This window comes from Saccharopolyspora sp. NPDC050389 (assembly GCF_040655595.1).
Classification (GTDB): Bacteria; Actinomycetota; Actinomycetes; order Mycobacteriales; family Pseudonocardiaceae; genus Saccharopolyspora.
Window position 1 is genome coordinate 103902 of sequence record NZ_JBFAKG010000008.1, and the last position, 24969, is coordinate 128870.

Sequence of the window (24969 nt, forward strand, 5' to 3'; positions counted from 1 at the left end):
GCTGGGACGCGTTGTCACCCGAGCGGCCGCAGGGCCCCGGCTACCCCGCGCCACGACACCCGCCGGTACCCGGGGCGGCCTTCTGACACCTGCACGAGCGAGTCCCGCTTCCCGCCAGACGCATCCGCCGCCGCGACGCTCAACTCACACCCGCGAGAGCTACCGCAAGCGGCGCAGCCGCTTAGCACCCCGCTGGGGTTCTCCCAGCGAGGACAGGCCCGACGCCGCGTATTGGTCACATAAGCCGGGGATCCCACAGCCGAGAATGCTTCTGCAACTCCCGCAGGGGGCCGCCACTCGCACCGCCACGCAAAACGAGCCGTCCACTCTCAAGATCACGGCTCGTCGAACTCGCCGTCCTTGGCTCCAGCTACGAACGCGTCCCACTCCTCGGGAGTGAAGACCAGGACCGGGCCCTCCGGTTCGGCGCCGTTGCGCATGCCGATGTAGCCGTCCACGAAAGCGATCTCCACGCCCGGCTCGTCCGGGTCGTCGGTGCTGGTGATCCACTCCGCGTCGGTGAAGTCGAGCTTGTGGCGGATGTGCGCCTTGTTGTCGACGATCTCGTTGTCTGCACTCACGATGCGTACCTTATCCCTCACCCGCAGCGACCGGTTCCCGCCTTTTGGCAACTGGGAAAACCGGGCCGGGAACCTACCCGCTCCCGGTCGGAAGCACGAGGCCCGGTGATCCCTTATGGGGCTCACCGGGCCTTTTCGCATCGGCCGGACGCGCGGTCGGCACGCCGCCGAAACTCAAATCCACTCACCAAGCCATCGTGCCGCAGGCCAGCCCGACGAAGTGATGCCGTCAGGCAAGCGGCACAGCCGCTTCCGGCGGGAAACCGCAGCCGCGACGCTCAACCGGCACCTACGAAAGCGGACGCATGCGCCGCAGGCGCATAGCCCGCCCTCGCAGCTTGCACCGCCGCGGGTTCTCAGACGGTGCCCGCCCTGCTGGGCTACTGGGCGAGGCCAGTCCCCGATGCCGCGTATTGGTCATACACAAATCGGGGATCCCACAGTCCAGGCGGCGGCCGTGATTCCCGCAGGGGGGCCGCTACCTGCACCGCCACGCAAGACGAGCCTGGAATCCAGAAATCACTTGTTGGTCCAGGACATCAGCGAACGCAGCTTCTTGCCGACCTCTTCGATCTGGTGGGCGTTGCCCTCGGCCTGCAGCTTGGTGAAGTTCGGGCGCCCGGCCTCGTCCTCGGCCACCCACTCCTTGGCGAAGGTGCCGTCCTGGATCTCGCCCAGGATCTTGCGCATCGACTCCTTGACGTGGGCGTCGATGACCCGCGGGCCGCGGGTGAGGTCGCCGTACTCGGCGGTGTCGCTGCAGGAGTAGCGCTGGCCGGCGATGCCGCCCTCCCACATCAGGTCCACGATCAGCTTGAGCTCGTGCAGCACCTCGAAGTAGGCGATCTCCGGCTGGTAGCCGGCCTCGACCAGCACCTCGAAGCCGTTCTGCACCAGGGCGCTCGCGCCACCGCAGAGGACCGCCTGCTCACCGAACAGGTCGGTCTCGGTCTCCTCCTTGAAGGTGGTCTTGATGACGCCGGCCCGCGCGCCACCGATGGCGGCGGCGTAGGACAGCGCCAGCGCCTGGGCGTTGCCGGAGGCGTCCTGCTCGACCGCGATCAGGCAGGGCACGCCCTTGCCGTCGACGAACTGGCGGCGCACCAGGTGGCCCGGGCCCTTCGGCGCGACCATGGCGACGTCGACGTCCGCCGGCGGCTGGATCAGGCCGTAGCGGATGTTGAAGCCGTGGCCGAAGAACAGCGCGTCGCCCTGCTTCAGGTTCGGCGCGATGTCGTTGGCGTAGATCTCGCGCTGCTTGGTGTCGGGCGCCAGGATCATGATCAGGTCGGCTTCCGCGGAGGCCTCGGCCGGGGTGAGCACCCGCAGGCCCTCCTCCTCCGCCTTGGCGCGCGACTTGGAGCCCTCCGGGAGGCCGATCCGCACGTCGACACCCGAGTCCCGCAGGCTCAGCGCGTGGGCGTGGCCCTGGCTGCCGTAGCCGATGACCGCGACCTTGCGGCCCTGCACGATGCCCAGGTCGGCGTCCGCGTCGTAGAAGATTTCAACTGCCATGGTGATTCAGCTTTTCCTTTCGGGACTTCTTCGTACCCGCCGCCGAAGCGATGGTCTTCTCGTCCGGGGTACCCGCCAGGACGGCTCCGCGGACTGAATTCGGCGACGGGTTCTTCGGTTTTCGGTCCTGTGGCGGGGGCGCCGGATCAGCGCACTGCAGTGGCCGTGATGGAGCGCGGGCCACGCCCGATCGCGATCGTTCCCGACTGCACCATCTCGCGGACGCCGTAGGGTTCCAGCATTCGCAGCAGCGCGTCGAGCTTATCGGCGGTACCGGTGGCCTCGATGGTCAGCGCCTCAGGCGAGACGTCCACCACCTTCGCGCGGAACAGCTGCACCGTCTCCAGCACCTGGCTGCGCACCGACGCGTCGGCTCGGACCTTCACCAGCAGCAGCTCCCGCTGCACCGCGGCATCGGTCTCCAGCTCCACGATCTTGATCACGTTGACCAGCTTGTTGAGCTGCTTGGTGACCTGCTCCAGCGGCTGGTCGGAGACGGCGACCACGATCGTCATCCGGGAGATTTCCGGGTGCTCGGTCGGGCCGACCGCGAGCGACTCGATGTTGAAGCTGCGCCGGGAGAACAGGCCAGACACCCGGGCGAGCACCCCGGGGACGTTCTCCACCAGCACGCTCAGCGTGTGTCGGGTCATGGGCGCGCTCACCCCTCGTCCTCTTCGAACAGCGGGCGGATGCCGCGCGCCGCCATGATCTCGTCGTTTCCGGTGCCCGCGGCCACCATCGGCCACACCTGGGCGTCCTTGCCCACCACGAAGTCGATCACGACGGGTCGGTCGTTGATCTCCATCGCCCGCTGGATGACGCTGTCGACGTCCTCTTTGGACTCGCACCGCAGGCCCGCGCAGCCGTAGGCCTCGGCCAGCAGTTTGAAGTCCGGAATGCGGTGCTTGTGGGTGCCGAGGTCACTGTGTGAGTAGCGCTCGGCGTAAAACAGGTTCTGCCACTGACGGACCATACCGAGGTTGCCGTTGTTGATGACGGCCACCTTGATGGGGATGTCCTCGATGGCGCAGGTGGCGAGCTCCTGGTTGGTCATCTGGAAGCAGCCGTCGCCGTCGATGGCCCACACCGCCTTGCCCGGCATGCCGGCCTTGGCGCCCATCGCGGCGGGCACCGCGTAGCCCATCGTGCCGAGGCCACCGGAGTTCAGCCAGGTGCGCGGGTTCTCGTAGCCGACGAACTGCGCGGCCCACATCTGGTGCTGGCCGACTCCGGCGGCGTAGATCGCGTCCGGCCCGACCAGCTTGCCGAGGCGCTCGATGACGTACTCCGGCGACAGGCTGCCGTCGGTCGGCCACTGGTAGCCCAGCGGGAAGCGCTTGCGCAGGTCGTCGAGGTCCGCCTGCCAAGGCGACAGGTCGGCGGTGCCGTGCTCCTCGGTGGCGGCGGCGACCGCGTCGATCAGCTCGACGATCACTTCCTTGCAGTCGCCGACGATCGGCACGTCCGCGTAGCGGTTCTTGGAGATCTCCGCCGGGTCGATGTCGGCGTGCACGACCTTGGCCTCCGGCGCGAACGACGACAGCTGGCCGGTGACCCGGTCGTCGAAGCGGGTGCCCAGCGCGATCAGCAGGTCGGCGCGCTGCATCGCGGCGACCGCGGCGACCGTGCCGTGCATGCCGGGCATGCCCATGTGCTGCGGGTGCGAGTCGGGGAACGCGCCGCGCGCCATCAGCGTGGTGACCACCGGGATGCCGCTGCGCTCGGCCAGCTGCCGCAGCTCGGCGTGCGCGTCGGCCTTGATGACCCCGCCGCCGACGTAGAGCACCGGGCGGTGCGCCTCGGTGATCAGCTTGGCGGCCTCCCGGACCTGCTTGCCGTGCGGCTTGCTGGTCGGCCGGTAGCCGGGCAGCTTCATCTCCGGCGGCCAGGAGAACGACATGGTCGCCTGCTGGACGTCCTTCGGGATGTCCACCAGCACCGGGCCGGGGCGGCCGCTGGAGGCGATGTAGAACGCCTCGGCGATGGTCCGCGGCAGGTCCTCCGGGTCGGTGACCAGGAAGTTGTGCTTGGTGATCGGCAGCGTGATGCCGCAGATGTCGGCTTCCTGGAAGGCGTCGGTGCCGATCAGGCCGGTGCTCTGCTGGCCGGTGATCGCGACGACCGGGACCGAGTCCATGTGGGCGTCGGCGAGCGCGGTGACCAGGTTGGTCGCCCCCGGGCCGGAGGTCGCCATGCACACCCCGACCTTGCCGGTGGCCTGCGCGTAGCCGGTGGCCGCGTGCCCGGCGCCCTGCTCGTGACGCACCAGGACGTGCCGGACCTTCTTCGAGTCGAGGAGCGGGTCGTAGGAGGGGAGGATCGTGCCGCCCGGAATCCCGAAGACGATCTCGCAGCCGACGGACTCCAGCGAGCGCACCAGTGCTTGCGCACCGGTCATCTTCACTGGGGCACCGCTGGGCGGCGCGGGCTTGGGACGGCGTCCTGGCGGGGGCGCCGGGACCGGATTCTGCCGAGTATTGGCGCTGGTCATCGGGTCTGCCTCGGGGTCGGTAGTTGGACCGGACACGAAAAAACCCCCGCAGACCCCAAATAGGCCTGACGAGGGTTGGCGCGTCGACGCTGCGAACTTCCTAGGCGTCGACGCGCCGGGGAAGTACGAGAATGTTGTGCAGTCGCAGCATGGCAAGGACGTTAATCAAAGCGACCCGCGACGTCAAACCATGCGGGACGATCTTCCCGCATCGTGGACGTCCGAAATCCTCCGACGCGACCCTGATTTCAGCGATAATCCCAGCTCAGCGATGCCATCCAGGACCTTCCGCGTCGTGGGATGTGACATGTGACGCGTGAGCCGAGCGCATCGGAACGGTCACGCCGATCGCCGATCGCGGGCGGCGATCGGCCGCTCACGAGGCCGGGATTCGCAGGTGAGACCATCGAGGGCGTGAGCGAGACCCCGCAGGAGCCCGAGCAGCCCGACGCCAAGCAGCCCGCCCCGGAGCCGTCCGACACCAAGTCCTCCGACGCGGAACGGGCCGCCGAGTCCTCCGACGCGGAGCAGACCGACGAGGCGCCCGCCCAGGCGGCGCCCGAGGGCCCGAAGTCCCTGACGTTCCGGATCACGCCGGTGGCGCTGCTGGGCGTGCTGGCGGTCGCCATCTGCGCCACCCCGCTCGCCACCACGGCGGGCACCTGGGCGCTGCTGCTCTACCTGATCCCGCTCGGGCTGCTGGTGTGGATCCTGCGGACCCGGACCACGGTCGACGCCGAGCAGGTGACGGTGCGCACGGTCTTCGGCCGCGCCAAGTTCGGCTGGGATGACGTGGTGTCGCTGCGGCTGAACGAGAAGCGCTGGCTCAAGGCAGTGCTGCGCTCCGGCAAGGAGGTCCAACTCCCGGCGGTGCGGGTGCGCGACCTGCCGCGAGTAGCGGCGATCAGCGGTGGGCGGCTGCCCGACCCGACCACGCAGGAGTAATGTCGGCCGCACCGCAACTTTCCGCGCCCACAAGGCGCGGTCCGGGGGCGGGCTCGCAACGCCTCGCCGTCAGGCAAGTGGCGAAGCCACTTCCGGTGGTAGACCGCCGCCGCGACGCCCGACTCGCAAGGCCGAAAGCGGCCGCAAGCGGCGAAGCCGCTTAGCCCGCCTGAGCAACTTGCACCGCCGCGGGTTCTCAGAAGTCTTCTCGCGAGGACAGCCCCGACGCCGCGTATTGGTCCGGGGATCCCGGAGTCGAGAAGGCTTCTGAGGTTCCGCTAATTGCACCGCCACGCAAAACGAGTTTGGAAACCTTCAAAATGCCTCAGTTGCGTTCCCGCACCACGACACACGGACGGAATGCCGCCGGCGCCCGCTCGCTGTGGCGTGCCACCGGCATGACCGACGACGACTTCGGCAAGCCCATCGTGGCGATCGCCAACTCCTACACCCAGTTCGTGCCCGGCCACGTGCACCTGCGCGACCTCGGCGACGTGGTCGCCGCCACGATCCGCGAGGCCGGGGGCGTGCCGCGCGAGTTCCACACCATCGCGGTGGACGACGGCATCGCGATGGGCCACAGCGGGATGCTCTACTCGCTGCCCTCGCGCGAGCTGATCGCCGACTCGGTGGAGTACATGGTCAACGCGCACCAGGCCGACGCGCTCGTGTGCATCTCCAACTGCGACAAGATCACGCCCGGCATGCTCAACGCCGCGATGCGGCTGAACATCCCGACGGTGTTCGTCTCCGGCGGGCCGATGGAGGCCGGCAAGGCGGTCGTGGTGGACGGCGTGGCGCAAGCGCCGACCGACCTGATCACGGCGATCTCGGCGTCCGCGAGCCCGGCGGTGGACGACGACGGGCTCTCCGAGGTCGAGCGCTCGGCCTGCCCGACGTGCGGTTCGTGCTCGGGCATGTTCACCGCCAACTCGATGAACTGCCTCACCGAGGCCCTCGGCCTGGCGCTGCCCGGCAACGGGTCCACGCTGGCCACCCACGCCGCCCGCCGCGACCTGTTCGAGGAGGCCGGCCGCACGGTGGTGCGCATCGCCAAGCGCTACTACGGCGAGGACGACGAGTCGGTGCTGCCGCGCTCGGTCGCGAACAAGAAGGCGTTCGAGAACGCGATGGCGCTGGACATGGCCATGGGCGGCTCCACGAACACGGTGCTGCACACGCTGGCCGCGGCGCTCGAAGGCGAGATCGACTTCACGCTGGACGACATCGCGGAGACCAGCCGCCGGGTGCCGTGCCTGTCGAAGGTCAGCCCGAACTCCGACTACCACATGGAGGACGTGCACCGGGCCGGCGGCATCAGCGCGATCCTCGGCGAACTCGACCGGGCGGACCTGCTGCACCGCGACGTTTCCTCGGTGCACAGCGCGAGCCTGACCGAGTGGCTGTCCAGTTGGGACATCCGCGGCGAGTCGCCGTCGGCGGAGGCCATCGAGCTGTTCCACGCGGCGCCGGGCGGAGTCCGCACCACGAAGGCGTTCTCCACCGAGAACCGCTGGTCCTCTTTGGACACCGATGCCGAGAACGGCTGCATCCGCGACGTCGCGCACGCCTACACCGCCGACGGCGGCCTGGCCGTGCTCAAGGGCAACCTCGCCGAAGAGGGCGCGGTGATCAAGACCGCCGGTGTCGAGGAGGAACTCTGGCACTTCCAGGGCCCGGCGCGCGTGGTGGAAAGCCAGGAGCAGGCCGTTTCGGTGATCCTGAACAAGGAGATCCAGCCGGGCGAGGTGCTGGTGGTCCGCTACGAGGGTCCGGCGGGCGGCCCGGGCATGCAGGAAATGCTGCACCCGACGGCGTTCCTGAAGGGCTCAGGCCTGGGCAAGAAGTGCGCGCTGATCACCGACGGCCGCTTCTCCGGCGGCTCGTCCGGCCTGTCGATCGGGCACATCTCCCCGGAGGCGGCCAGCGGCGGCACGATCGGCCTGGTCCAGAACGGCGACCAGATCCTCATCGACGTCCGCGAGCGCAAGATGGAACTGCTGGTCTCCGAAGAGGTCCTGGCCGAGCGCCGCGCCAAGATGGACGCCAGCGAGCACCCGTGGCAGCCGGTGGGCCGCGACCGCAAGGTCACGGCGGCGCTGCGCGCCTACGCCCGCCTCGCCACCTCCGCCTCCTACGGAGCGGTCCGCGACGTCAACAAGTGATCTGCCTTCCGAACGCGAGGGGCACCCTTTGCCACAAGGGTGCCCCTCACGTTTTCCTGAACCGGACGGAAGACCGCTTTGCACTGGTGATTCGCAGTGGGACCACGGGCACGGGCGCAGCGTGATCACCGGCGCGAACCCGCAGCCCGCCGTCGCGCACTACGTCCAGCACCCGAGGGCAGCGGAGACCCGGGATCTCGCCCGCGAATTCCGCGCGCAGGTGGGAAAAGCCCTTCGGCGCCGAGCAACCCGGCTCCGACCTCGAATCCCGGTTCTGCGGCAGCGAGGGCGAAACTCTCGACTACGGCTACGAAATCGACGGTGACACGCTCACCATCTCGGGCGGCGAGAAGGCTGACTGGCCTATTACCGCGCCCGGTTCGGCGGTTGCCACGCCGAGCAGAACCGGGTCCGGTAGCGCCTCGCGAACGACGAAGCGGGGGCGCGCACTTTCCGTGCGCGCCCCCGCTTCGAGCCGTCCCGCGGTCAGGGGCGGTGGAACAGGATCAGGACCGCTGCGGACGCGGCGGCCGCGATGATCAGGGCGATGAACCCGAAGATCAGCGGGCGGCGGAACCACACGCGCCCGTAGTCCAACGCCACCCGGCCGGGGCCGGTGAACATCAATCCGAGGCCCAGCACGCCGAGCGTCGCCTCGAACTCGAAACCGCCGGTGGCGGCGAAGAACCCGGAACCGAGCTTGAGGAAGATCGCGTTGGCCATCACGCCGACGATGCCGGCGGCAGCCAGCGGCGTGAACAGGCCCAGCACCAGCAGCGCGCCCGCGCCGAGCTCGGTGCCGCCGGTGATCAGGGCAAGCATGGCGCTGTTCTCGAAGCCCATCTTGCTCAGCGCCATGGCGAAGCCGTCCGGTCCCGGACCGCCGAGGACGCCGAAGAGCTTCTGCACGCCGTGGGCGAGGAAGAGCCCGCCCAGCGCCAGTCGCAGGATCAGCAGGCCCAGGTCGGTGCCCGCGTTCCAGCCGAAGGGCTTGCGCGAGTCGCCGAGCTCGTCGTAGTAGTCGCCCGAGGCGCTGCCGCGCTGGTCGACCATGGACGTGGCTTCGGCGTCGCTGTAGCCGTCATCGTCGTCGTAGTAGTTGTACTTCTGCGCGCTGAGGCTCTGCATGCTCCTCGCACTGGGTGCACCTTGCGCGGCACTCGGTGCACCCTGCGCACCCGCACCGGGTTGCTGGGCGTGCGCGCCGTAGTTGCGATCGTCGGGGTAGCCGCCCGCACCGCCGGGGCGATCGTCGTGAATCCTCACGCCGGACGAGGCTAGGGCATGGTCACCCCAACGTGCGAGTCTTTCCGGCAAAAGCTTCCCGACACGTGATTTGTTCGATACTGCGCACACCCAGCTGGGGGAAAATGGTTCGATGGCCGATCAGCTGTTCCGCGAGTTCGACGTTTCCGCAGGTGGAATGCGGCCTCGGGAATGGGCGTCCCCGAATTGGACGCCGGAGACCGGGGTGCCGCAGGCGGTTCTGGTGTGCCCGGAGCTCGGGGCGGCGCCCGAAATTCTGCCGGTGGATTCGTCGGCCCGAATGCTGGGCTGGACACCGAAACACGACACTGCGGGCACGCTCGGTGATCACGTCGACGACGCGCTGGCCGTGCTCGACGACGCCGGGGTGAAGGACTGCACGGTCGTCGGCTGGTCGGCGGGGACGGTGGTGGCGGTCGAGCTCGCCCGCCGGTTCCCGGACCGGGTCCGCGGGCTGATGCTCCTCGCCGGGCCGCCGACGGCGGGCGCGGACGCGCTGCTCGGGGCGCTCGGCGTGCCGGAGCTCGTCCGGCGGCTGCTCGCCGCGGGCGGCTCCGCCTCGCTGCAGGTCGTCGGCGGCCTGCTGACGTCGATCACATCCCGGCTGCCGGTCACGGACTTCACGGCGCAGCTCGTGCGGTGCAGCGGCCTGCTGCGCCCCGAGGTGGACCGGGAGGTCGCCGCGGCGGTGCTGCGGCAGCTGCTGCACCCGGACTGGCAGTGGCATCTGGCGCTGAGCCTCGCGTGGAGCGCATCGGCGCGAACGCAGGTGACCGGGCTGAGCTGCCCGCTGACCGTCCTCAACGGACGGCACGACGTGCTGGCGGACTTCGCCGGCACCGCCAAGGCGGTCGCGGCGCTGCCGCAGGCGCGGGTGCGGCAGCTGGTGACGTCGCACTTCATCCCGTTCGAAGCCCCCGACGTGGTGCGCGAGGAGCTGGCCCTGCTGCTGCGCCGGGTCGAAGCGGTCGAGTGCGCCCGGCTCGGCATCGACCCGCCGCCGCCCCCGGTCCGGCGGATCCGGCTGCGCCTCCCGGATCCGGGCCCGCGCCGCCGCACCGAACACCCCAACTGCTGAAGCGCTCACCGTTTCCGCTGGTCACGGGGCCGTGAGTCTTTTGGGCTGCTATAGCGACCCAAAAGACTCACGGCCCCGTGACCAGCGGGAACACAAACTTACCGGCGCGGTTCAGACGCCGTGCGGGGCGTTGACGGCGGCTTCGGCGAGGGCACGGAACTCCGCCTCGTCGGCGTTGCCGGTGATCAGCAGCCGGACTCCGTCCCGCTCCGCCACCCAGGCCTGCTCGCCGCGCACGCTGTCGTAGGCCACCCACTGCCGCCCCGCGGCGTCGACCGTGCCCCTGGCGTGCGGCGCCTGCCGCGTCTCGCTCTCGACCAGCTCGTCCTCGGCGGCCGTCGACTGCGCCAGCCGCAGGTACCGGCCTCCGCCGGTCAGCCACCCGACCCGCACGACCTGCGCGTGGGAGGCGAGCGTGGTCACGTTCGCCGCGTTGGCCCGCCAGTTCGCGGGCAGGTTCGGTTCGAGGACCGGGAAGTCCACCCTCACGGCCGCGCGCTGCAGTTCGGCGGGCACGTCGACGGTCGGCACCGGGCCGCCCTGGATCGACGGGCTGCCCGGGTTGAACGAGCACTGCCCCGCCAGCCCGGCGATCCCGAAGGCCACCAGGACCATCGGCAGCAGGGCGAACACCATCGCCGACACGGTCCGGGGCGGACGGGACGCGGGTGGTTGCTGGTTGCGGGGTTCGGCCACGACACCCATGCTCTCACCGGCCGACCAGCGGCCCGCCGGGCGGCCGAGCAGGAGTGGGCTGCCCCACGAGGGAGCTCCGAGGGGCTCGCCGATCTGCGAAGATCGGAGGCAACGAGCCTGAGCGCGGGCCTGGATCCCGCCGGTCTCGGGCAGTGGAACCTGAAAATCGCTCACCACCGGGAGGCGCGATGAGCACCGAACGACACCCCGAAGCACCGGACCGCAACCTGGCGATGGAACTGGTCCGCGTGACCGAGGCCGCCGCGATGGCCGCGGGCCGCTGGGTCGGCCGCGGCGACAAGAACGCCGGCGACGGGGCCGCGGTGGACGCGATGCGCAAGCTCATCGGGACCGTGTCCATGCGGGGCGTCGTGGTCATCGGCGAGGGCGAGAAGGACGAAGCGCCGATGCTCTACAACGGCGAGCAGGTCGGCAACGGCGAAGGCCCGGACTGCGACGTCGCGGTCGACCCGATCGACGGGACCACGCTGCTCAGCAAGGGCATGCCGAACGCGCTGGCGGTGCTTGCGGTCTCCGAGCGCGGCACCATGTTCGACCCGTCCGCGGTGTTCTACATGGAGAAGATGGCGGTCGGGCCGGAGGCCGCCGGGGTCGTGGACCTGACCGCCCCGATCGCGGAGAACATCCGCCGGGTCGCCAAGGCCAAGCACATCGACGTCTCCGACGTCACGGTGTGCATCCTGGACCGCCCGCGGCACGAGCAGATCGTCAAGGACGTCCGCGAGGCCGGTGCGCGCATCCAGTTCATCTCCGACGGTGACGTGGCCGGCGCTATCGCGGCGGCCCGGCCGGGTAGCGGCGTCGACATGCTGCTGGGCATCGGCGGCACCCCGGAGGGCATCATCGCCGCCTGCGCGCTGAAGTGCCTCGGCGGCGAGATCCAGACGCGGCTGTGGCCGCGGGACGACGCCGAGCGGGCGAAGCTCCGCGACGCCGGGCACGACGTGAACCAGGTGCTGACCACCTCCGACCTGGTGCGCGGCGACAACATGTTCTTCTGCGCCACCGGAATCACCGACGGCGCGCTGCTCAAGGGCGTGCACTACCGCGCCAACCGGTGCACGACGCAGTCGATCGTGATGCGCTCCAAGTCCGGCACGGTGCGGGTGATCGAGGGCCAGCACAAGCTGTCCAAGCTGCGCGAGTACGCCGATGTCGACCTCGGCGAGAGCGACACCGCACTGCACGGGCTGTTGCCCTGAGCGAGTGATTTCACCGGGAAATTGGCAAAAACTCGCCGATTGACCGGTATGACGCCGTTTTCCGAGCGGTGACCTGCGGATTCGACCGTAGGTCACCGCTTTCGACGTTGTCGGCCTCCTCCCTTCGTGGGTACGCCGATGGGATGTATCCGCTTACCGTCGGTGCCCAGCCCGGCCAGTGGTGCCGGACACACGGGAGGATTCGACGGACATGCGGAAGCGTTCGGTTCTGATCGGAGCCATTGCCGCGGTCGGCGCGATCGGCGCACTTGGCCTGCCCGCGGTCGCGGCGCCGGGCGATGTCGACCCGTACATCGTCGGCGGCCACGACGCCACCGAGGAGTACTCGTTCATGGTGTCGCTGCAGCAGCAAGGCCAGCACGGCTGTGGCGGCTCGCTGATCAAGCCCGACTGGGTGGTCACCGCCGCGCACTGCGTGCAGGGCGGCGGCGAGTTCAGCGTCCGGGTCGGCAGCAACGACCACACCGGCGGCGGCGAGGAAGCCAACGTCACCAACGTGCAGACGCACCCCTCCGGCGACATCGCGGTGCTGCAGCTGGACCGCCAGCTGCAGGCCACTCCGATCAAGATCGCCGCCGACTCGGGCGCGGCGGGCACCGCGACGCGGATCATCGGCTGGGGCCAGACCTGCGAGCAGCCCGGCTGCGGCCAGGCTCCGCAGATGCTGCAGGAGCTGGACACCCAGGTCGTCGACGACTCCGGCTGCCAGGGCATCGACGGGCAGGGCGAGATCTGCACGGACAACCCGAACGGCAACTCGGGCGCCTGCTACGGCGACTCGGGCGGCCCGCAGATCAAGGGCAAGCCGGGCAGCTGGGAGCTGATCGGCGCGACCAGCCGCTCCGGCAACGGCGACTCGACCTGCGCCACCGGCCCGTCGATCTACACCGACGTCGTCGCCTACGCGGACTGGGTCAGCCAGAACACCGGCGGCTGATCCCGATCGGGTGAGCGGCGCCCGGCTAAACCACCCGCCGCTCCACCCGAACAGGCGATACGACCTCACCCGGGCACGGCGCGATTCCTCGGAATCGCGCCGTGCCCGGGTGTTTCGTCAGCTCAGGTTCGAGGAGTGGCCGGGGAACAGGTGGGCCTCCGGGTTGAGCTCCACGGCGATGTTGTTGACCGCCGTGGCAGCCTCGCCGAAGCCTGTGGCGATCAGCTTGACCTTGCCCGGGTACGCCGCGACGTCGCCCGCCGCGTACACCCGCGGCCGGTTGGTCCGCATCGTGCTGTCGACCAGGATCGCGCGCTTCTCCAGCGCCAGGCCCCACGCCTCGATCGGCCCCAGATCGGCGGTGAAGCCCAGCGCGGCCACCACCGTCTGCGCCGGCAGCACCCGCCGCTCGCCGCCGAGCTCGATCTCCACCTCGCGCACGCCGGTGTCGTCGCCGCGGATCTCCGCGACCTCGGCCGGGGTGATCAGCGGAACGCCCAGGTCCTCGACCTTCGAGACCAGGCCCGGATGCGCGCGGAACCGGGTGCGGCGGTGCACCAGGGTCACGCTGCGAGCCACCGGGTGCAGGGCCAGCGCCCAGTCGAACGCGGAATCGCCGCCGCCGACCACCACCACGTCGTGTCCACTGTGCACGGACAGCTCCGGGATGAAGTGCACGACGCCGCGACCGACCCAGTCGCCGCCGGCGGGCAGCGGGCGCGGGGTGAACTCGCCGATCCCGGCGGTGACCAGCACCGCGCTGGCGCGCACCGCCTCGCCCTCGCCGACCCCGACGAACAGCCCACCATCCACATCGGACAATTCGGTCGCGGGCCGGCCGAGCAGGTAGTCCGGTTCGTACTGACCGGCCTGCTTCACCAGCGCGGCAACCAGATCGCGGCCGCGCACCTCGGGAAACCCGGCCACATCGAAGATCATCTTCTCCGGGTACATCGCGGTCACCTGGCCGCCGGGCTCGGGCAGCGCATCGACCACCGCCACCGACATCCCGCGGAATCCCGCGTAGTAGGCGGCGAACAAACCGGTCGGACCCGCGCCCACGATCAGCAGATCGACCTCATGCGACACCGCGGTCATGCCCACCACCTCGTCGTCGACCGTGTGGACACACCCAGGCTAGCCGGATCTCCACCGCCATGTCCGCATCATCGGCGAGCACTGCACCAGAACGCCGAACTCGCTTCCGCAGTTGGCGGTACCTGACCGGCCAACCCGCCCTTACGTTCACCGAAAAAGGGGATCACGTCGGGGAGGAATGCCCGTGAAGAGGACATCCATGCTGCTCGCCGGACTCGCGGCAGTCGCGTTGAGCACCGGGATGCTGCCCGCTACCGCGAACGCCGCGGACGATCCGGGCGCGCTGATCGTCGGCGGGCACGACGCCACCGAGCAGTACGACTGGATGGCGTCGCTGCAGCGCGCCGGGAACCACAGCTGCGGGGCTTCCCTGATCGACCAGCAGTGGGTGCTCACCGCCGCGCACTGCGTGCAGGACGTCACGCCGGCCGACCTCGGCCTGCGGATCGGCAGCCCGGACCACACCACCGGCGGCACCGAGGCCGGTGTCTCCGAGATCGTGGTGCACCCGGACTACGCCACCAAGAGCCCCAACGGCGACGTCGCACTGCTGAAGCTGGACCGCGCGGTGTCGCAGACGCCGATCGAGATCGCCGACGCCTCCGGCCCGGACGGCACCGCGTCGCGGATCATCGGCTGGGGCGTGACCTGCCCGATCCGCGGCTGCGGAGAGCCGCCCGTGCAGCTGCAGGAGCTGGAGACCAACGTCGTCGCCGACGGCCAGTGCTCGCTGAGCGCGATCGACGGCGCGACCGAGATCTGCACCGGCAGCAACGAGCTGCTGGCCAACGCCTGCTTCGGCGACTCCGGCGGCCCGCAGCTGGAGGGCCAGCCCGGCGACTGGAAGCTGACCGGCGTCACCAGCCGCCTCGGCAGCCTGGTCCCGGTCTGCGGCACGGCCCCGTCGGTCTACACCGACGCGACGACGTACAAGGACTGGATCGCCGCCACCATCGGCTGATCTTCTCCGACGCGAAGGGCACCTTCCTCGAAGGTGCCCTTCGTGCTTCTCAGGCGCTGCGAGATGCGGCACCTTCATCGGTCCAGTGAGGACGTTCGGGTGCGCCGGGCCACAGATCGGCCGCCGAGTGGGGCGGGCCACGCTGACCGGAAGCCTCATCCGGCGGGACACTTTTGGTATGGCTGAACAGGATTACCGGATCGAGCACGACACGATGGGCGAGGTGCGGGTGCCCGTCGACGCCCTGTACCGCGCGCAGACACAGCGAGCCGTGGAGAACTTCCCGATCTCCGGCCGGGGCCTGGAACGGTCCCAGATCCGCGCACTCGGCCTGCTGAAGGCCGCCGCGGCCCGCGTCAACAGCCGGCTCGGGGTGCTGGACGCCGACGTGGCCGAGGCGATCGCCGCCGCGGCCGACGAGGTCGCCGATGGCGCCCACGACGCGCACTTCCCGATCGACGTGTTCCAGACCGGCTCCGGCACGTCGTCGAACATGAACGCCAACGAGGTCATCGCCACCCTGGCGTCCCGGCGGCTCGGCCGCGACGTGCATCCCAACGACCACGTCAACGCCTCCCAGTCGTCCAACGACACCTTCCCGACGACCATCCACGTCGCGGCCACCGAGGCGGTGCTCACCGACGTCATCCCGGCGCTGGATCACCTCGCCGCGACCATCGAGGGCCGCGCCGCGGAGTGGACCGAGGTCGTCAAGTCCGGCCGCACGCACCTGATGGACGCGGTGCCGATCACCCTGGCCCAGGAGGCGGGCGCGTGGGCCTCGCAGGTGCGCTACGGGATCGAGCGGTTGCGGGGCGGCCTGCCGCGGCTCGGCGAGCTGGCGATCGGCGGCACCGCCGTCGGGTCGGGCCTCAACGCGCCGGCCGGCTTCGGCGCGGCCGTCGCCGCGGAGCTGGCGGAGGTCACCGGCCTGCCGCTGACCGAGGCCCGCGACCACTTCGAGGCGCAGGCCGCGCAGGACTCGGTGGTGGAGATCTCCGGCGACCTGCGCACCGTCGCGGTGAGCCTGACCAAGATCGCCAACGACCTGCGCTGGCTGGGCTCCGGCCCGCGCACCGGGCTGGCCGAGCTGGCGCTGCCGGACCTGCAGCCGGGTTCGTCGATCATGCCGGGCAAGGTCAACCCGGTGATCCCGGAGGCCACCCTGCAGGTGGTGGCGCAGGTGATCGGCAACGACGCGGCGGTGGCGTTCGCCGGTTCGCAGGGCAACTTCCAGCTCAACGTGATGCTGCCGGTGATCGCGCGCAACGTGCTGGAGTCGGCGCGGCTGCTGGCCGCGGTGTCGCGGCTGCTGGCCGACAAGGTGTTCGCGGGCGTCCAGGTCAACGTCGAGCAGGCCCGGGCCTACGCCGAGGGTTCGCCGTCGATCGTCACGCCGCTGAACCGCTACATCGGTTACGAGGAGGCGGCCGCGGTCGCCAAGCAGGCGCTCAAGGAGCGCAAGACGATCCGCGAAGTGGTCCTGGAACGCGGCCACGTCGACGCGGGCAAGCTCACCCTGGAGCAGCTCGACGAGGCCCTCGACGTCCTCCGCATGGCCAACGGCGGCTGATCGCCGCGCGTCGTGAGCGGTTTGGATCGCCGGAGCGCTCCAAACCGCTCACGACTTTCGCGTCAGCGCCACTGCTGTGGCGTCGGCTTTCGCTTGCGCCGCAACAGGATCAGCGTCGCGCCACCGCCGCCGAGAACCACGACGGTGGCGATCGCCGCCCAGGCCCACACCTGCACACCGGAGGAATCCCGCTCCTCCAGCGATGCCAGCCCGGAGCCGCCGACCGGATCATCGGCATTGATCTTGGCGGTGCGCGCCGGTGGTCTCGTCGTTGGGGACGATCGCGCTGCCCCGAACGCGGTGGGCACCGGGTTCCAGGTGATCCGGAAGGCCTGTCCGCAGCGACGCGCGTGCGCGTTGTCGGGGATCGTGCGCACCATGGGCGCATGGTGCTGCTGGCGGATGTGGTGACGACCTCGCGCGAGGTCTCGGCGACGCGTTCCCGCAAGGCGAAGACCGCTGCGATCGCCGGGCTGCTCGCGCGGCTCGACGCCGAGGAGGTCCGCCCGGCGACGGCGCTGCTGGCCGGTGAGCTGCCCGGCGGCCGGGCCGGTGTCGGCTGGTCGACGCTGGCCGCGCTCGACGTCGAACCGGCGCCCGAGCCCACGCTGACGATCACCGACGTCGACTCGGCGATCGACGCGGTGCGGCTGATCAGGGGCGCCGGTTCCGGTCAGCGCCGGGCCGAGGCGTTGTCCGGGCTGCTCGGCAAGGCACCGGCCGACGAGCAGGAGTTCCTGGTGCGGCTCCTCGGCGGCGAACTCCGGCAGGGCGCGCTGGAGGGCGTGATGATCGAGGCCATCGCCGCCGCGGCCGGGGTTCCGACCGAGGCGGTGCGGCGGGCGTTCATGCTCTCCGGCCGGCTGCCCGCGACCGCAGAGGCCGCGCTGCGCGGCGGCGAACCGTCGCTCGCCGAGTTCCGCCTGGAGATGGGGCGGCCGGTCCGGCCGATGCTGGCCTCGCCCGCGGAAACCCTGGACGCCGCGCTCGACGAACTCGGCGAGGTCAGCGTCGAGTACAAATTGGACGGTGCGCGCATCCAAGTGCATCGCGACGGCGACGACGTGCACGTCTACACCCGGACGCTGCGCGAGATCACCGGCAACGTGCCCGAACTCGTCGAGCTGGTGCGCAGCCTGAACTGCCGGGCGGTGGTGCTCGACGGCGAGACGCTCGCGCTCGACGACACCGGGCGCCCCAGGCCGTTCCAGGAAACGATGGGCCGGTTCGGCGCCCAGAACTCGCGCGATCTCCTGCTGCACCCGTACTTCTTCGACTGCCTGCACCTGGACGGCGAAGACCTGCTTGACCTGCCGCTGCGGCAGCGCCTCGACGCGCTGGAACGGGTCGCACCGCAACACCGGATTCCCGCGACCCTGTCGCCCTCGGTGGATCGCGCGGCCGCGCTGTTCGACGAGGCGCTGGACGCCGGGCACGAAGGCGTCATGGTCAAGGCGTTGGACTCGGCGTACGCGGCGGGGCGGCGCGGCCGGTCCTGGCGGAAGGTCAAGCCCGAGCACACCCTGGACCTGATCGTGCTCGCCGCCGAATGGGGCCACGGCCGACGGCGCGGCAACCTGTCGAACCTGCACCTGGGCGCGCGGGATCCCGACGGCGGACCGCCGATCATGGTCGGCAAGACGTTCAAGGGCCTCACCGACGAACTCCTGGCCTGGCAGACCGCGGAGTTCCAGCGCCGCGAGACCCACCGCGACGACTGGACCGTCCACGTCGCGCCGGAGCTCGTCGTGGAGATCGAACTCGACGGCGTGCAGACCAGCACCCGCTACCCCGGCGGCGTCGCGCTGCGCTTCGCCCGCGTGCTGCGCTACCGGCCCGACAAGGACGCGGCGTCGGCCGACAGCATCGAGGCGGTTCGCGCCATGCTGCCGGGCGGGTGAGATCCTGACGGCATGAGCGGCAACGACTTCGACTCGATCGGCTCGATCAACATCGGACCGGGCACCATCGACCCGCGCGAGTTCCAGGCGGATGCGGTCGAGCTGGACTACTACGTCGCGGTCCTGGTCCTGGAGGCGACCTCGGACGCGGCCGACCACGAGCCGCTGTACGAGGAATCCTTCGTGCTGCTCAAGGCGGAATCCGAAGAAGAGGCGAAGGAAAAGGCAACCGAGCACGGCAAGCAGCAGGAAACCAGTTACCAGAACGAGAACCACGAACTGATCACCTGGAAGCTGAAGCAGATCATCGAGGTGAAACCCCTCGAAGACGCCACCTTCGACGACGGCACGGAACTCTACGGCCGATTCTTCCGCAATTACCAGGCCTACAGCTCCTTCGAACCCCTGACGGAAGAAGAAGCCTAAAAACGCAGAGGCCGGGGTCCCGCCTCCGGCGGGGAGTCCCGGCGTACTTCCACGTACCTCGGTACGCAGCCGAGCGGAATTTAGCAGGGTCGAGTCGGCAATCACCACCGGGTGTATCGATTTGATCTCGAACTGCAGTTCTCGCTTCACTACGGCACGTGTTCGTCCACGCCTACGTCGATGAGTCCTACGACCTGACCATCGGCGTCTACATCCTCACAGCCAGCATCGTCAACCTCGACGACGCCGAAGAAATCCGCTGCGCGCTCCGCGAGCTCCGCCGAGGGGGCGAAAAGCTCCATTGGAGCAAAGAACCGCCGCACCGACGCTCAGAAATCACCAAAGTTCTGTGCTCGCTGACAGCGCGCAGCGTGGCCGTCGTTGGAACTTCGAAGCCGCTGTTCCCTGAACGCGGACGACGAAAGTGCCTCGAGGCATTACTTCCAGAGCTGGAGCTTGCTGGCGCTGACATCGTGACCTTCGAGACCCGCCAGAAGCACAGCAACAAGCTGGACGCAGACATGGTCGACGCATGCAGGCAAAAAAGGCTGATCACCCCGCACCTCCGGGTTACCTTCGCCCCCGGCAGCAGCGAGCCTTTGCTGTGGATACCTGATGTCACGTGCGGCGCGGTATTGGCTGCTGAACGTGGCGATGAAAGCTATATGAATCAAGTTCGCGACAGCGCCCAAGTCATCAGAGTAAATGCACGATAATGACGAATTCCCCAGAAACGCAGAGGCCGGGGTCCCGCCTCCGGCGGGCACACCCGGCGTACTTCCACACCCCAACAGAGCGTGGCTGCAACCAGCATAGCAAGGGACAACCGTCTTGTATCAACTCCAGACAGGTCAATCTTTTCGGTGATGTTGCTTTCGAGCACAGGTACGCCAAGTCCGACGTACTCCCGCACCCCCGCAGGGCATGGCGGCCGTCAGGTTAGGCCGTCCGGCTTCGGGAGGCGACTGCGGGCGTCCGACCCCGTATGGTGGTGAAACGTGCAGTTCTTGAACGGGCAGCAGCCCTCCACCGACCTGACCTACGACGACGTCTTCCTGGCGCCCCGGCGCTCCGGCGTCGAGTCCCGCTTCGACGTGGACCTCGCCACCAGCGACGGCACCGGCGCCACCCTGCCGATCGTGGTCGCCAACATGACCGCCGTGGCCGGCCGCCGGATGGCGGAGACCGTCGCTCGACGTGGCGGCCTGGTCGTACTGCCGCAGGACGTCGACTCCAGTGCGGTCGCCGAGATCACCTCCTGGGTCAAGGCGCGGCACCCTGTGTGGGACACCCCGCTGGTGTTGCACGCCGATGACGCCGTCGCCGACGCCCTCAACCTCCTGCCCAAGCGCGCCCACGGTGCGGTTGTCGTCGTCGACGACGACAACCGGCCACTCGGGGTCGTCGACGAGGCGGCCTGCACCGGCGTCGACCGGTTCTCCCGGGTCGGGGAGGTGGCCGACCGGCACCCGGTCGTGCTGCCGCTGGAAACCAAGCCCCGCGAGGTGTTCGAGCAGCTGGACCAGCACGCGCGCAACGTCGCGATTGCGGTCGACGCCGACGGTCGGCTGGCCGGGATCATGACCAGCCGCGGCGCGCTGCGCGCCGAGATCTACACACCGGCGCTGGACGACGCCGGCCGACTGCGGGTGGCTGCGGCGGTCGGGGTCAACGGCGACGTCGCGGCGAAGGCGTCCGCGCTGCTGGAAGCCGGGGTCGACGCGCTGGTCGTGGACACCGCGCACGGCCACCAGGAAAAGATGATCTCCGCGCTGCGGGCGGTCCGCTCGGCCGGCCCGGAGGTTCCGGTGGTGGCCGGGAACGTGGTGACCGCCGAGGGCGTGCGCGACCTCATCGAGGCAGGCGCCGACGTGATCAAGGTCGGCGTCGGGCCGGGCGCGATGTGCACGACGCGGATGATGACCGGCGTCGGCCGGCCGCAGTTCTCCGCCGTCGCCGAATGCGCCGCGGAGGCGCGGCGGCTCGGCAAGCACGTCTGGGCCGACGGCGGCGTCCGCCACCCCCGCGACGTGGCGCTGGCGCTGGCCGCCGGCGCGGCGTCGGTGATGGTCGGCTCGTGGTTCGCGGGCACCTACGAATCGCCCGGTGACCTGCAGCGCGACGAGCACGGCCGGGCGTACAAGGAGTCCTTCGGCATGGCGTCCAAGCGCGCCGTGTCCGCCCGGACCCGCAGCGACAGCGCGTTCGACCAGGCCCGCAAGGCGCTGTTCGAGGAGGGCATCTCCAGCTCGCGGATGCGGCTGGACCCGCAGCGGCCGAGCGTCGAGGACCTGCTGGACCAGATCACCTCCGGCCTGCGCTCGTCCTGCACCTACGCCGGCGCCCGCAGCCTGGAGGACTTCTACGACCGCGCGCTGGTCGGCATCCAGTCCGCCGCCGGCTTCGCCGAAGGCAGGCCGCTGCCCTCCGGCTGGTGATCGAGTTGAGGGACGCCGCTCGCCGAACTGCTCGGCGAGCGGCGCCCCTCACTCCGTGATCACGGTGTGAAGTCGCCCTCCAGGAGCTCTGTGACCAGGGCCGCGATCGGGGAGCGCTCCGAGCGGGTCAGGGTCACGTGGGCGAACAAGGGATGCCCCTTGAGCTTCTCGATCACCGCCGCGACGCCGTCGTGGCGCCCCACCCGGAGGTTGTCGCGCTGGGCGACGTCGTGGGTGAGGACCACTCGGGAGTTCGCGCCCAGCCTGGACAGCACCGTGAGCAGCACGTTGCGCTCCAGGGACTGCGCCTCGTCGACGATGACGAACGAGTCGTGCAGCGACCGGCCGCGGATGTGGGTCAGCGGCAAGACCTCCAGCATGCCGCGATCCATCACCTCGTCCAGCACGTTCTCGCTGGCCAGCGCGCCGAGGGTGTCGAACACCGCCTGCGCCCACGGCGCCATCTTCTCGTTCTCGCTGCCCGGCAGGTAGCCGAGTTCCTGACCGCCGACCGCGTACACCGGCCGGAACACCACGACCTTGCGGTGCTGCTGCCGCTCCAGCACCGACTCCAGGCCCGCGCACAGCGCGAGCGCGGACTTGCCGGTCCCGGCTCGGCCGCCCAGCGACACGATCCCGACCTCCGGGTCGAGCAGCAGCTCCAAGGCGATCCGCTGCTCCGCGGAGCGGCCGTGCAGGCCGAACGCCTCCCGGTCGCCGCGCACCAGCCGGACCTGCTTGTCCGCGGTCACCCGGCCCAGCGCGCTCTGCGAGCCGCACAGCAGCCGCACCCCGGTGTTCGGCGGCAGGTCCCGGGCCTCGTCGAGATCGGCGATGCCGTCCTTGAACAGGATGTCCACCGAATCCGACGGCGCCTCGATGTCGGCCATCCCGGTCCACCCGGAGGGCACTACGTCCTGCGCGCGGTACTCCTCGGCGTCCAGGGCCACCGCCGCCGCCTTGACCCGCAGCGGCATGTCCTTGGTCACCAGCGTGACCCGATGCCCTTCGGCGGCCAGGTTCAGTGAGCAGGCCAGTATCCGGGCGTCGTTGGAGTCCGTGCGGAATCCCGGCGGCAGCACTTGCGGGTCGGAGTGGTTCAACTCGACGTGCAGGCTGCCTCCGGACGCGCCGACCGGAACCGGCTCGTCGAGCCGCCCGTGCCGAATTCGCAGGTCGTCGAGGACGCGGAGGGCTTCTCTGGCGAACCAGCCGAGTTCGGGGTGGTGGCGTTTGCCTTCCAGCTCGCCGATCACCACCACCGGGAGCACGACGTTGTGCTCGGCGAAGCGGGACATCGCCCACGGATCGGACAGCAGCACCGAGGTGTCCAGGACATAGGTGCGGATCTCGGTGCCACCGGGTTGCGCGAGCTCGCCGCTACGGGCTGGGATCTCCGCATGGGGCTGGGAACGTCGTGCGGTCACGGCTACTCCCTCGCGGGCGTGGCATGCACACCCGCTCGTCGGCGGGCCGGGCCTGCCCCCGTCGCGCCCCGGCCGGACCGGTCGTCCGCCGTGGCCGCAGGGGCCGGGCACCGGCCCTTCGCGACCAAGGTGGACGTGGTAACCGTCCGCTCCAGCCAACAGGCACGATCAGGGCCTCCCGGACGGGCCACGATCGGACTTGCTCTTGGAACGGCCCGTCATCAGCGACGCTACCGGCGCAATTGCGTCTCGGCAGGCAGCCACACAGGTGATTCGCCGACTCGTCAACTTTTCTTCATGTGCCACGGAATCCGCCCAGGTCATGGGCTCGTCGACGGTTTCGGGCGGATGTCGATCCCGGTCCGGCAGCAGGTCAGGACGCCTCCGACCGCCAGCAGGGATCCGGCACGCCACGTGATCATGACTACGCCATCCGGGTGATATTCATCGGGTGAACGGCTCAGACCCGGGCCGCCAGCTCGGCCCGGACGGCCTCCGGCACCAGCGGTTCGTCAAGCAACCGGCGATAACGATCGGCGCTCGATGTGCCCGCCGGGCGGTTCTCCAGCCAGCGCCGCAACAACCGATACCCCTCGACGTAGGTGGTGGTGTAGGCGCGCCACAGCGGATCGCGCATGAACCGCACGAGGTGCCGGGCCCGTTGGTGCGACATCAGCAGCCAGCGCTGCAGGTACGCAGCCACCTCTGCCTCGTCCGCGCCGTCGGCGTGCAGCATCAGCAGGGCGTCCTGGCGGACCGTCAGCAGGCGGCTCATCGCGAGTTCCAGCCGCTCCGACAGCTCGCCCTCCATCCGGATGCCGAGGTCCGCGAAGATCTCCGCCGCCCACGGGCCCCAGCCCGGCCCCACCACCGCCTGCAGGCCCAGGTCGGCGAGGCCCTCGGCCATCAGGCACTGCGGGGTGTTGACCAGGAAGATCGTGTGCTCGGCCTGGGCGTCTCGGATCGCCAGGCCGGCTTCCTTGCGGCAGTGCTCGGTGTGGTGGCCCGGGTAGGACTCGTGCGCGACGAGGTGCGGCAGGTTCGCGGCCCGGTGCCCGACGTCGGCGTTCACGGCCACCCGTGACCGGTAGTCGCCGACGTAGTGGTTGAAGCCGCTCCAGGGCTTGTCCGTCACGATCTGATATTCGACGACCTCCTGGACCGGCAGGCCGAACCGGCGGCGCACGCGGTCGCGCAGCGCGCTGGAAAGCGCCTGGACGCAGATCTTGAGCCGCTCGGCGGGCACCCCGTCCCGGCTGCGGACGGCGGTCAGGCGCGCGGGCAGCGAGCCTCGGCCCGGCAGCACCTCGGCCAGCTCGCGGTGTGCCGCGCGGTATTCGTCCTGATCGCCGAGCGCCGGCGTGACCTGGAAGTACGCCTCGACCTCGGCCGGAAACGGCACCTGCTCGCCGGCCAGCTTGCGCCCGGAGCACTCCAGCGCGGTCAGCTGCGCGGCGAGGAACCGGCGGCGCGGTTCGGCCAGGCCGGACTCCGGCAGCGCGGCGAGCAGCCGGCGCGCGTCGGCGGTCAGCCGCGCCGGGTCGGGATTCCTCTCGTTCTGCACCCGCCGCCGCAGCGCCGGGTCGCCGGTGTAGGAATCCACGAATCCCGGGACGAGCCGGTCGAATCTGAGCCCGAGGAGCACGTATTCGGCCACGAGCGCTTCAGAGTCCACATCAGGACACTACGCCGCGCGCTCGCGGGCGCGGAACAGTGGTCCCGTTTTTCCGGGCCACCGAAACCGCGCGCATTTGCCGGCGCAACGAAAAGGGTAGGCGGCGACACTCGAAGATCACACAATGGTGTTAACGAGGTGTTGTTTTTCCACTTTGGCTGGATATCTTTCACGCCGAGTGCATCGCCCCGGCTGAACATTGGGGTGCGCAGCCGGGAATTGAGCGCGCTCTTCATCCCATCCAACAAGGAGTTACCCAAGTGCTTAAGAAGGCAGCGATCGTCGCCGGTGCCGCCGCCAGCCTGCTGGCCCTGGCCCCCGTCGCCTACGCCGACAGCGCGGACAACGACGGCATCAACATCCTGAACGACAACAACGTCAGCGTCCTGCCGGTTCAGGCGTGCGGCAACAACGTCGCCGTGCTCGGCGCCGTCGTGCCGATCCTGTCGCCGCAGCTCAACTCCTGCGTCAACGCGCCGATCGTTGACCACCCCAAGGGTTACTGACCCAGAGGCGGATCACCTGGATCTGGTACGCGGAATTTAGGTG

The 24969-nt window shown here is 69.9% G+C and carries 22 protein-coding genes; 12 read left to right on the forward strand and 10 right to left on the reverse strand.

The annotated features are described in order from the left end of the window. Positions 1-335: 335 nt before the first annotated feature. The 4 genes from AB0I53_RS07625 to AB0I53_RS07640 all read right to left on the reverse strand — a co-directional run bounded on the left by AB0I53_RS07625 (position 336) and on the right by AB0I53_RS07640 (position 4590). Positions 336-581, reverse strand: a complete 246-nt coding sequence (locus AB0I53_RS07625; RefSeq protein WP_093262585.1) for a DUF397 domain-containing protein — start codon at positions 579-581, stop codon at positions 336-338. 519 nt (positions 582-1100) lie between these two features. Further along, positions 1101-2096: a ketol-acid reductoisomerase gene (ilvC, locus tag AB0I53_RS07630; protein WP_358598062.1), complete on the reverse strand. Its 996-nt coding sequence runs from the start codon at positions 2094-2096 to the stop codon at positions 1101-1103. Positions 2097-2242: 146 nt separating this feature from the next. Further along, the gene (ilvN, locus tag AB0I53_RS07635; RefSeq protein WP_093262582.1) at positions 2243-2749 is read right to left on the reverse strand and encodes an acetolactate synthase small subunit; all 507 of its coding nucleotides are present in this window, start codon (positions 2747-2749) and stop codon (positions 2243-2245) included. Positions 2750-2757: 8 nt separating this feature from the next. Beyond that, positions 2758-4590 (reverse strand): acetolactate synthase large subunit, encoded by a 1833-nt coding sequence (locus AB0I53_RS07640; RefSeq protein WP_358598181.1) that lies wholly within the window; start codon positions 4588-4590, stop codon positions 2758-2760. Between the two features lie 414 nt (positions 4591-5004). Here AB0I53_RS07640 and AB0I53_RS07645 point away from each other — a divergent pair, with 414 nt between their 5' ends. Then, on the forward strand, positions 5005-5535 hold the full coding sequence (locus tag AB0I53_RS07645; RefSeq protein WP_358598064.1) for a PH domain-containing protein: 531 nt from the start codon (positions 5005-5007) through the stop codon (positions 5533-5535). Positions 5536-5855: 320 nt separating this feature from the next. Beyond that, positions 5856-7700, forward strand: coding sequence for a dihydroxy-acid dehydratase (gene ilvD / locus AB0I53_RS07650; protein ID WP_358598066.1), 1845 nt, complete (start codon positions 5856-5858; stop codon positions 7698-7700). 486 nt (positions 7701-8186) lie between these two features. Here ilvD and AB0I53_RS07655 read toward each other — a convergent pair whose 3' ends face one another. Beyond that, positions 8187-8966 carry a DoxX family protein gene (locus tag AB0I53_RS07655; RefSeq protein ID WP_358598068.1) on the reverse strand — a complete coding sequence of 260 codons (780 nt, stop codon included), beginning with the start codon at positions 8964-8966 and terminating at the stop codon, positions 8187-8189. Between the two features lie 112 nt (positions 8967-9078). Between AB0I53_RS07655 and AB0I53_RS07660 the strand changes: the two genes are divergently transcribed. After that, positions 9079-10044 carry an alpha/beta hydrolase gene (locus AB0I53_RS07660; RefSeq protein ID WP_358598070.1) on the forward strand — a complete coding sequence of 322 codons (966 nt, stop codon included), beginning with the start codon at positions 9079-9081 and terminating at the stop codon, positions 10042-10044. A 111-nt stretch (positions 10045-10155) separates the two neighbouring features. Here AB0I53_RS07660 and AB0I53_RS07665 read toward each other — a convergent pair whose 3' ends face one another. Next, positions 10156-10749, reverse strand: a complete 594-nt coding sequence (locus AB0I53_RS07665; RefSeq protein WP_358598072.1) for a DUF4245 domain-containing protein — start codon at positions 10747-10749, stop codon at positions 10156-10158. A gap of 179 nt (positions 10750-10928) precedes the next feature. Between AB0I53_RS07665 and glpX the strand changes: the two genes are divergently transcribed. After that, complete coding sequence (glpX, locus tag AB0I53_RS07670; protein ID WP_358598074.1) at positions 10929-11963, forward strand: class II fructose-bisphosphatase; 1035 nt, start codon at positions 10929-10931, stop codon at positions 11961-11963. 211 nt (positions 11964-12174) lie between these two features. Next, positions 12175-12921 (forward strand): serine protease, encoded by a 747-nt coding sequence (locus tag AB0I53_RS07675; protein WP_358598077.1) that lies wholly within the window; start codon positions 12175-12177, stop codon positions 12919-12921. A 117-nt stretch (positions 12922-13038) separates the two neighbouring features. Here AB0I53_RS07675 and AB0I53_RS07680 read toward each other — a convergent pair whose 3' ends face one another. Then, positions 13039-14019: an NAD(P)/FAD-dependent oxidoreductase gene (locus AB0I53_RS07680; protein WP_358598080.1), complete on the reverse strand. Its 981-nt coding sequence runs from the start codon at positions 14017-14019 to the stop codon at positions 13039-13041. 199 nt (positions 14020-14218) lie between these two features. Here AB0I53_RS07680 and AB0I53_RS07685 point away from each other — a divergent pair, with 199 nt between their 5' ends. Then, positions 14219-14980, forward strand: a complete 762-nt coding sequence (locus tag AB0I53_RS07685; RefSeq protein ID WP_358598184.1) for a serine protease — start codon at positions 14219-14221, stop codon at positions 14978-14980. 178 nt (positions 14981-15158) lie between these two features. Then, positions 15159-16553 (forward strand): class II fumarate hydratase, encoded by a 1395-nt coding sequence (locus AB0I53_RS07690; RefSeq protein ID WP_358598083.1) that lies wholly within the window; start codon positions 15159-15161, stop codon positions 16551-16553. A gap of 62 nt (positions 16554-16615) precedes the next feature. On the opposite strand, the gene AB0I53_RS07695 is transcribed toward AB0I53_RS07690, so the two are convergent. After that, the gene (locus tag AB0I53_RS07695) at positions 16616-16933 is read right to left on the reverse strand and encodes a hypothetical protein (RefSeq protein WP_358598086.1); all 318 of its coding nucleotides are present in this window, start codon (positions 16931-16933) and stop codon (positions 16616-16618) included. Between the two features lie 6 nt (positions 16934-16939). Between AB0I53_RS07695 and AB0I53_RS07700 the strand changes: the two genes are divergently transcribed. The 4 genes from AB0I53_RS07700 (at position 16940) to AB0I53_RS07715 (ending at position 21318) form a co-directional block, all read left to right on the forward strand. Then, positions 16940-18454, forward strand: a complete 1515-nt coding sequence (locus AB0I53_RS07700) for an ATP-dependent DNA ligase (protein WP_358598089.1) — start codon at positions 16940-16942, stop codon at positions 18452-18454. A 12-nt stretch (positions 18455-18466) separates the two neighbouring features. After that, positions 18467-18880, forward strand: a complete 414-nt coding sequence (locus AB0I53_RS07705; RefSeq protein ID WP_358598092.1) for a DUF4288 domain-containing protein — start codon at positions 18467-18469, stop codon at positions 18878-18880. A gap of 158 nt (positions 18881-19038) precedes the next feature. Then, a complete protein-coding gene (locus AB0I53_RS07710; protein WP_358598095.1) occupies positions 19039-19596 on the forward strand; it encodes a hypothetical protein in 558 nt (185 codons plus the stop codon). 282 nt (positions 19597-19878) lie between these two features. Then, positions 19879-21318, forward strand: coding sequence for a GuaB1 family IMP dehydrogenase-related protein (locus tag AB0I53_RS07715; RefSeq protein ID WP_358598098.1), 1440 nt, complete (start codon positions 19879-19881; stop codon positions 21316-21318). A gap of 59 nt (positions 21319-21377) precedes the next feature. Here AB0I53_RS07715 and AB0I53_RS07720 read toward each other — a convergent pair whose 3' ends face one another. Both AB0I53_RS07720 and AB0I53_RS07725 read right to left on the reverse strand, forming a co-directional pair. Then, complete coding sequence (locus tag AB0I53_RS07720; RefSeq protein WP_358598187.1) at positions 21378-22712, reverse strand: PhoH family protein; 1335 nt, start codon at positions 22710-22712, stop codon at positions 21378-21380. Between the two features lie 493 nt (positions 22713-23205). Further along, the gene (locus AB0I53_RS07725; RefSeq protein WP_358598101.1) at positions 23206-24420 is read right to left on the reverse strand and encodes a DUF885 domain-containing protein; all 1215 of its coding nucleotides are present in this window, start codon (positions 24418-24420) and stop codon (positions 23206-23208) included. Positions 24421-24680: 260 nt separating this feature from the next. Between AB0I53_RS07725 and AB0I53_RS07730 the strand changes: the two genes are divergently transcribed. Continuing rightward, positions 24681-24926, forward strand: a complete 246-nt coding sequence (locus AB0I53_RS07730) for a hypothetical protein (RefSeq protein WP_358598102.1) — start codon at positions 24681-24683, stop codon at positions 24924-24926. Positions 24927-24969 lie beyond the last annotated feature (43 nt).

Excerpts from the sequence above, each read along its gene's own strand:
- ilvC (WP_358598062.1), bottom strand. The coding sequence starts at position 2,096 with ATGGCAGTTGAAATCTTCTACGACGCGGACGCCGACCTGGGCATCGTG.
- ilvN (WP_093262582.1), bottom strand. The coding sequence starts at position 2,749 with ATGACCCGACACACGCTGAGCGTGCTGGTGGAGAACGTCCCCGGGGTG.
- AB0I53_RS07640 (WP_358598181.1), bottom strand. The coding sequence starts at position 4,590 with ATGACCAGCGCCAATACTCGGCAGAATCCGGTCCCGGCGCCCCCGCCA.
- ilvD (WP_358598066.1), top strand. The coding sequence starts at position 5,856 with ATGCCTCAGTTGCGTTCCCGCACCACGACACACGGACGGAATGCCGCC.
- AB0I53_RS07660 (WP_358598070.1), top strand. The coding sequence starts at position 9,079 with ATGGCCGATCAGCTGTTCCGCGAGTTCGACGTTTCCGCAGGTGGAATG.
- AB0I53_RS07665 (WP_358598072.1), bottom strand. The coding sequence starts at position 10,749 with ATGGGTGTCGTGGCCGAACCCCGCAACCAGCAACCACCCGCGTCCCGT.
- glpX (WP_358598074.1), top strand. The coding sequence starts at position 10,929 with ATGAGCACCGAACGACACCCCGAAGCACCGGACCGCAACCTGGCGATG.
- AB0I53_RS07675 (WP_358598077.1), top strand. The coding sequence starts at position 12,175 with ATGCGGAAGCGTTCGGTTCTGATCGGAGCCATTGCCGCGGTCGGCGCG.
- AB0I53_RS07680 (WP_358598080.1), bottom strand. The coding sequence starts at position 14,019 with ATGACCGCGGTGTCGCATGAGGTCGATCTGCTGATCGTGGGCGCGGGT.
- AB0I53_RS07685 (WP_358598184.1), top strand. The coding sequence starts at position 14,219 with ATGCTGCTCGCCGGACTCGCGGCAGTCGCGTTGAGCACCGGGATGCTG.
- AB0I53_RS07690 (WP_358598083.1), top strand. The coding sequence starts at position 15,159 with ATGGCTGAACAGGATTACCGGATCGAGCACGACACGATGGGCGAGGTG.
- AB0I53_RS07695 (WP_358598086.1), bottom strand. The coding sequence starts at position 16,933 with ATGGTGCGCACGATCCCCGACAACGCGCACGCGCGTCGCTGCGGACAG.
- AB0I53_RS07700 (WP_358598089.1), top strand. The coding sequence starts at position 16,940 with ATGGTGCTGCTGGCGGATGTGGTGACGACCTCGCGCGAGGTCTCGGCG.
- AB0I53_RS07705 (WP_358598092.1), top strand. The coding sequence starts at position 18,467 with ATGAGCGGCAACGACTTCGACTCGATCGGCTCGATCAACATCGGACCG.